This window comes from Aquifex sp. (assembly GCF_056494385.1).
Map to the genome: position 1 here is coordinate 1 of NZ_JBSLZM010000035.1, position 5,981 is coordinate 5,981.

8 protein-coding genes are annotated in these 5,981 nt (G+C 42.1%); 5 read left to right on the forward strand and 3 right to left on the reverse strand.

Features of this window, described 5'->3' with window-relative positions:
• Both ACWB1W_RS03145 and ACWB1W_RS03150 read left to right on the forward strand, forming a co-directional pair.
• On the forward strand, positions 1-500 hold a 500-nt coding region (locus tag ACWB1W_RS03145; protein WP_479369943.1), incomplete at its 5' end, for a P-loop nucleotide/nucleoside kinase family protein.
• Positions 500-1,138, forward strand: a complete 639-nt coding sequence (locus ACWB1W_RS03150) for a lysophospholipid acyltransferase family protein (protein ID WP_479369944.1) — start codon at positions 500-502, stop codon at positions 1,136-1,138. The genes ACWB1W_RS03145 and ACWB1W_RS03150, both read left to right, overlap by 1 nt.
• On the opposite strand, the gene ACWB1W_RS03155 is transcribed toward ACWB1W_RS03150, so the two are convergent.
• Positions 1,117-1,755 carry a ComF family protein gene (locus ACWB1W_RS03155; RefSeq protein WP_479369945.1) on the reverse strand — a complete coding sequence of 213 codons (639 nt, stop codon included), beginning with the start codon at positions 1,753-1,755 and terminating at the stop codon, positions 1,117-1,119. The genes ACWB1W_RS03150 and ACWB1W_RS03155 overlap by 22 nt on opposite strands.
• Positions 1,739-3,103 (reverse strand): YchF/TatD family DNA exonuclease, encoded by a 1,365-nt coding sequence (locus ACWB1W_RS03160; RefSeq protein WP_479369946.1) that lies wholly within the window; start codon positions 3,101-3,103, stop codon positions 1,739-1,741. The genes ACWB1W_RS03155 and ACWB1W_RS03160 overlap by 17 nt, the downstream gene beginning before the upstream one ends.
• A gap of 87 nt (positions 3,104-3,190) precedes the next feature.
• On the opposite strand from ACWB1W_RS03160, the gene ACWB1W_RS03165 reads away from it, so the two are divergent.
• From ACWB1W_RS03165 to ACWB1W_RS03175, 3 genes are read left to right on the forward strand one after another with little or no spacing between them, the layout of a single operon-like run.
• Complete coding sequence (locus tag ACWB1W_RS03165; RefSeq protein ID WP_479369947.1) at positions 3,191-3,703, forward strand: DsrE family protein; 513 nt, start codon at positions 3,191-3,193, stop codon at positions 3,701-3,703.
• A gap of 40 nt (positions 3,704-3,743) precedes the next feature.
• On the forward strand, positions 3,744-4,811 hold the full coding sequence (locus ACWB1W_RS03170; protein ID WP_479369948.1) for a bis-aminopropyl spermidine synthase family protein: 1,068 nt from the start codon (positions 3,744-3,746) through the stop codon (positions 4,809-4,811).
• Between the two features lie 46 nt (positions 4,812-4,857).
• Complete coding sequence (locus ACWB1W_RS03175) at positions 4,858-5,343, forward strand: M23 family metallopeptidase (RefSeq protein ID WP_479369949.1); 486 nt, start codon at positions 4,858-4,860, stop codon at positions 5,341-5,343.
• On the opposite strand, the gene ACWB1W_RS03180 is transcribed toward ACWB1W_RS03175, so the two are convergent.
• Positions 5,340-5,891, reverse strand: a complete 552-nt coding sequence (locus tag ACWB1W_RS03180) for a DUF507 family protein (protein ID WP_479369950.1) — start codon at positions 5,889-5,891, stop codon at positions 5,340-5,342. The genes ACWB1W_RS03175 and ACWB1W_RS03180 overlap by 4 nt on opposite strands.
• Positions 5,892-5,981 lie beyond the last annotated feature (90 nt).

Consider the following 5,981-nt stretch of genomic DNA (forward strand, 5'->3'; position numbering starts at 1 on the left):
GTCTTTCGGGTTCGGGGAAGTCCTTTTTGAGTTCTATCTTAAACAAGGAGTTCGGTTATAAATGGCTAAGAAGCGACTTAATAAGAAAGGAATTAATGGGAATAGCTCCGGAAAAAAGTGCGAAGGCAGAGTTCGGTAAGGGAATATACACCGAAGATATCACAAAAAAAGTTTACGAAGAAATGATCAAAAGGGCAAAGGAGCTTTACGAAAAGTGTGAGAAAGTTGTCCTTGATGCAACATTTTTAAAAAGATGGCAGAGAGAGATGGTCCTTAAAAACTTCAAGAGTCCTTTATTTATATGGGCTCATGCTCCCGAAGAGGTTATTAAAAAAAGGCTGGAAAAAAGAAAAGACATTTCTGATGCGGACTTTAATATATATCAAAAACAAAAAGAAGTGCTTGAAATTCCTGATGAAGTCAGTTACATAAAGGTGAACACGGATAAAACATACGAAGAGATAAAGAGGGAACTTGAGGCCTTAATCGGAGGAGGGTAATGGGAGGTTGTCCCCTCTCACCTGTAGGAAGGTATATCCTACTTCCCGCTTGGAAGGTATTAACTCCTATTCTTAAAGCTGCTCTTGGGCTTAAGGTAATAGGAAAAGAGAACATACCGATGGGACCCTGCATAATCGCCTCAAACCACAGAAGCCATTTAGACCCCCCGGTTTTAAACCTCGTATTTCCGGACCCTCTCGTTTTCCTTGCAAAAGAAGAACTCTTTAAACCCCCTCTCGGTTATTTCCTGAAACATGCCAGGGCTGTTCCCGTCAAAAGAAGTGCTGAAGACGTGGGTGTTCTTGAGAAAAGTGTTGAGCTTTTAAGATCCGGATGTAAGGTGTGTATATTTCCGGAAGGAACGAGGGCAAACCCCGGAGAGTTCAGGAGGCCCAAACCGGGTGTTGGATACATTGCGGTAAGGAGCGGTTTTCCAGTTCTGCCCGTCTATATAGATGGAACCGACAGAATACTACCGAGGGGTTCAAGGTTTCCGAAACCGGGAAAGGTTAAAGTGGTTATAGGAGAGCCGATAAGTTATAAAGGATTAGAACCTTCGGTAAAGAATTTTAAGAAAGTAGCCTTTGAGATTATGGAAAGGATAAAGGAGCTCAGCTACTCCCTTGCGAGAAAGTAAAAATGGACCTCTTTGGCTCCGTTATTCTTCAAAAGGGAAGCTATGCTTTTCGCTGTTGTTCCCGTTGTGAGTATGTCGTCGTAAACGAGGACTACCTTTCCCTTTACGTCTCCCGTTAAGGTGTATGCGTTTCTTAAAATCTTTTCTCTCTCTCCCTTCCCGTATCCCGCAAGGGGTTTAGCGTATTTCCTTCTTTTTATCACCTTTTCAAATTTAATTCCCGTATGCTTTAACACCTCTTCGTTGTGGTCATACCCCCTTTCCCAGTATCTAAAAAAATGAACGGGAACGAATGTCAGTATATCCGCACCGATACGTTCTTTATACTCTTTTAGTTCATCCCTTATAAGGTTTGCGAAGAACAATGAAAAAGGCTTTACACTTTTGAACTTGTAAAGGAGTATACACTCCCTCAGAACGTCATCATACCTTCCGAAATATTCATAAGAATCAACGAAGGGTATCTCTTCTATATCTTCAAAGTTTGATGGCTTTACTTTTTCCAGACAATCATTACATATAAACCCTTGTTCTCTAGCTCTGAACTCTTTACTACATACAACGCAAACGTTTTCAGAGATACCGATGAAATCAAGGAGTTTACCCAACAACTTCATAGGTCCTGTATTTCCATTTTGCCCCGAGACTTTTTACAAGCTTCTCGGTTCTCTTCATATCAACACCGTCGTAATCAACAGCCGAGACTATGACATCAAAATCAAGATTTTTAGCTTCCTTAATGAACTCAATAACCTTCTTAAAAGCTTCAGGCTGTACCGGTCTACATACTTTGTTATACGTTTCTTCATCGGGTGCGTTTAGGCTCACGGAGAAAGTATCAACAAGTCCTTTTAGTTCCTTTAGCTTTTCTTTAGGAAGGAATGTGAACATAAGTCCGTTCGTGTCAACCCTTACTTTACCTCCCTTTTCTTTTACCCACCTTGCTATTTCCTTTAGTGCGGAGAACCTTAAGGTCGGCTCTCCGTATCCACAAAAAACAACCTCATCGTACCTTTTTGGATCCCCTATCTCACTTATTACCTCTTCAACGCTCGGGTCCCTATCAACCCATACCCAGTATCCCTTTACCCAGAAGTTTCTTTCCCTTTCCCTTTGACAGAACACACAGTGAAGATTACACTTATTCGTTAAGTTTATATAAAGCTTGTTGTTTATCACGTAAGTTATCGTGTTTTTTTTTACATCTCCGTTCAGGTTAAAGGCCTGTTTTGCGTTCTGTGTGGTCATTCTATCAACGTCTTCTAAGGATGTGTTTGGAAGAAGCTTTGCGAGAACTTCCGCGGTATAAAAGATATTCGTAGGTTTATTGGGTTTACCTCTTACGGGCTGTGGTGCTAAAAAGGGTGAGTCTGTCTCAAGGAGTATCCTGCTTGTGGGTGTTTTTCTTACAACTTCCCTAAGGCTTTCTGCACTCTTGTAGGTTATTATTCCCGAGTAGGAAATGAAAAATCCCATATCAACCGCTTTCTTCATAGTTTCGTAGCTTCCCGTAAAGCAGTGCATAACCCCTCCTACTTCGTAGGCTCTCTCTTCTCTCAGTATTCTTATGGTCTCCTCTTCCGCATCTCTCATATGAATGACTATAGGGAGCCCCAGTTCCCTCGCTATCTCTATCTGCTTCCTGAAAATATCTTCCTGCTTTTTGGGGTCCGAATAGTTCTTATAGAAATCAAGACCTATCTCCCCTATGGCTCTTACTTTAGGGGTGTTTCTCGCAAGTTCCTTTAGCCATTTAAGGTCTTCGTCGCTTACCTTGTCTGCCTCATGGGGATGAAAACCTATCGCAATGTAAACCTTATCGTATTTATTCGCAAACTCAACGGCGTTTTTTATCGTTTTTTTATCAAAACCTACGTTTATGAGATACTCGAGTCTATCATCTTTTAAAGCCTCTTCTCTGTCTTTCTCCTTAAGAAGGTCCAAGTGACAATGGGTGTCAATCATAAGGATATTAATATAAGTCTATTTATGAGCTTTGTATGAGCTCAAGAAAACGAAAAACGTAATTTAACCTTTGAGGGAGGTGAGGCCATGAGAAGGTTAGTCCTCTGTCTTTTAGTTTTTGTTTTTGTTGTTTTTGGTGAAGAACACGCCAAGTTTGTTCAAACTCCTTACGAAGCTCCCTTTAAAGCCGTTGTGGAGTTTTACTTTGATGAACCGGAAAAGATAAGACCGGCACTCCTCTGGGTTTCAAACATAATATATGTCCTCTCAAACGAGCCGTATAACTTTATACCCGGTGAGGATATAAAGATTGTAGTGATAATTCACGGGACGGAAATAGTTACCCTCGCCAAGAAGAACAGGGAAAAGTATAAGGACATATGGGAAAGAATTGAGGGAATGACTATGTACGGAGTTAAGTTCAAGGTTTGTAAGATGGCTGCTGAACAGCTCTACGGATATTCAGAAAAGGATTTTCCCCCATTTGTTGAGCTCGTTCCCTCCGCAATTACGGAACTCCTTCACTGGCAACAAAAAGGTTACGCTCTTCTTATTCCGCGCATTATGGAGATGAAGAGAAGCAGGGAAGAGATAAGGTGATATAATAGTTTTTTCGCAAAATCCCTACGGAGGTGAAGGATTGAACGTCCTTGAGAGAATAGCCAAGGAGGTACAGGAGGAAACGAAGGTAAGGCTCCACACAAGAAATGTTGAAAGGGTTCTTCAAGCGCTTTTAAAAACGGGGGATTTCTGGAAGATTATTGACCTATCGGATATTCCCGTTCCTGCAGCTGCAGGTATAGTAAAGAAGCTCATAAGCGAGGGATACGCCTTTATTGACGATAACGAGAACCTACTCCTTACTCAGAAGGGATACGACCTTATTGGCGAGCTTGGTATTGAATCCTACGAAGAGCACACATGCAGAGCTTGTGAAGGAAGAGGAATTCCCTTTTACGACGATAAGGAACTTTACAGGACTTTCGTTGAGATAGCAAAGGATAGACCTAAACCCGTTCAACAGTATGACCAGGGAAGTGTAACGCCTGAAACCACCGTATCAAGGGTTCTCTTCCTTGACAGCAGGGGAGACCTGAGGGGTAAAGAGATAATAGTTATGGGTGCGGAGGACGACCTAACGGGTCTTGCAATAGCCCTAACGAGGAAGGCAAAGAGGGTTTTAATTATAGACATTGACGAGAGGTTAATAGACTTTGACAACAGGATAATAAAGGAGCTGGGTATAGACAACGCGGAGGCCATTGTTTGGGACCTCAGAAATCCCTACACTGAGGATTTTCTCGGTAAGTTTGACGTTTTCATAACAGACCCTCCCGAGACCTTTGCAGCTTTTAAGGCCTTCATAGGAAGGGGGATAGCAACCCTTAAGGATGCAGGGTGCGCGGGATACTTCGGACTCACACTAAGGGACAGCTCCATATTCAGGTGGAAGGAGTTTCAGGAAATACTTATAAACGAATACGGCGTTGTGATAACGGATATCGTTCAGGACTTTAACCACTATATGAACTGGGAGTATCACCCCGAAACGAGAGCGGCACAGATAGCCCCTGTGAAGAAGAATCCTACGGATATATGGTACAGGTCGGCGTGGTATAGGATAGAGACTCTTCCCGGCTTCAAGAGGTGGAACGAACCCATATCCGACGAAGTCTTCTACCTTGATGAGGAAGGTTCTACTACTTAGTTTCCTTTTCTTTCTTCTCTCCTTTCCCCTATCCGGTTATATACCGATGGAGGATGAACCTTTTAACATCTCTTATCAAGAGCTGAAACTCTTTACAAGTGTTTCAAAAAGTTATAAGGAATTAATAGAGAATCTAAAAACGCCTGAGGAGGCAAAACCCGATATATGGCCCGTCGTGGGAGTCGTCACATCAAGGTATGGATGGCGGAGAAGAGGACGGTATAGGGAATTTCACGCCGGAATAGACATAGCGGCACCAACCGGAACACCCATAGTAGCAACTGCCGACGGAATAGTTATATTCAGCGGATACGTAAGGGGATACGGATACGTCGTTATGATATACCACGGATACGGATACACAACCCTTTACGCTCACATGTCCGGAAGGGAGGTAAGAATGGGTGATAAGGTTGTAAAGGGAATGGTTATCGGATACGTGGGAAGAACGGGAAGAACGACGGGTCCACATTTACATTACGAGGTCTTAAAATACGGAATAAGACAGAATCCCATACTTTACCTTCCTTAAGCTAGTCCTCTCTTTTTGAGCTCGTCTTCGTATATCCTCCTCCATAGAATATTCCACTCGGGACTTCCCTCAAGTATGTCTCTTGAGTACTTCCTAATCCTCTTTCTAACCTCTTTTTCTATTTCTTCATCAATCTTTAAAGCCCCCATAACAATTTCTCTTATCTTTCTCCTTATAACCGGGGGGTCTTCGTAAATTTCAACGGTTTCATCCTTCATTATTAGTTCCATAATCTTATTTATTATCTGGTTCAACCTCTCCCTCTTTCCCACGTTTACGTTCATTTCTTCTGCCAGCTTTCGCTTTACCGCTAAAAATGCAGTTCTGTAATCAATGTTTTCCTTTTCCAGGAGTTCAAGGTTTTGTCTCAATACAGCTTTGGCTTTTTCCTCAAGTTCTTTCTCCTCCTCCTCAGCCTCCTTAAAAATCCTTATTATCTTCTTTTTAAACGTTAATGGGTCATCAAGCTCAAGTATTTTTTCTTTCTTCGCAAGCTCCTCAACGATGGATTCCGCTATAGCCTCTACGAGCCTTTCAGGTAACTTCATTTTAAATCATTATACAAAAGCCTATCCTTATTAATAAGGAGGTGGGGAGATGCCCATTTACGTAATGCTTACAAAGATATCCCCTTACGC

Coding starts and splice junctions, on each gene's coding strand:
- ACWB1W_RS03150 (WP_479369944.1), top strand. CDS start 500: ATGGGAGGTTGTCCCCTCTCACCTGTAGGAAGGTATATCCTACTTCCC.
- ACWB1W_RS03180 (WP_479369950.1), bottom strand. CDS start 5,891: ATGAAGTTACCTGAAAGGCTCGTAGAGGCTATAGCGGAATCCATCGTT.
- ACWB1W_RS03175 (WP_479369949.1), top strand. CDS start 4,858: ATGGAGGATGAACCTTTTAACATCTCTTATCAAGAGCTGAAACTCTTT.
- ACWB1W_RS03155 (WP_479369945.1), bottom strand. CDS start 1,755: ATGAAGTTGTTGGGTAAACTCCTTGATTTCATCGGTATCTCTGAAAAC.
- ACWB1W_RS03165 (WP_479369947.1), top strand. CDS start 3,191: ATGAGAAGGTTAGTCCTCTGTCTTTTAGTTTTTGTTTTTGTTGTTTTT.
- ACWB1W_RS03160 (WP_479369946.1), bottom strand. CDS start 3,103: ATGATTGACACCCATTGTCACTTGGACCTTCTTAAGGAGAAAGACAGA.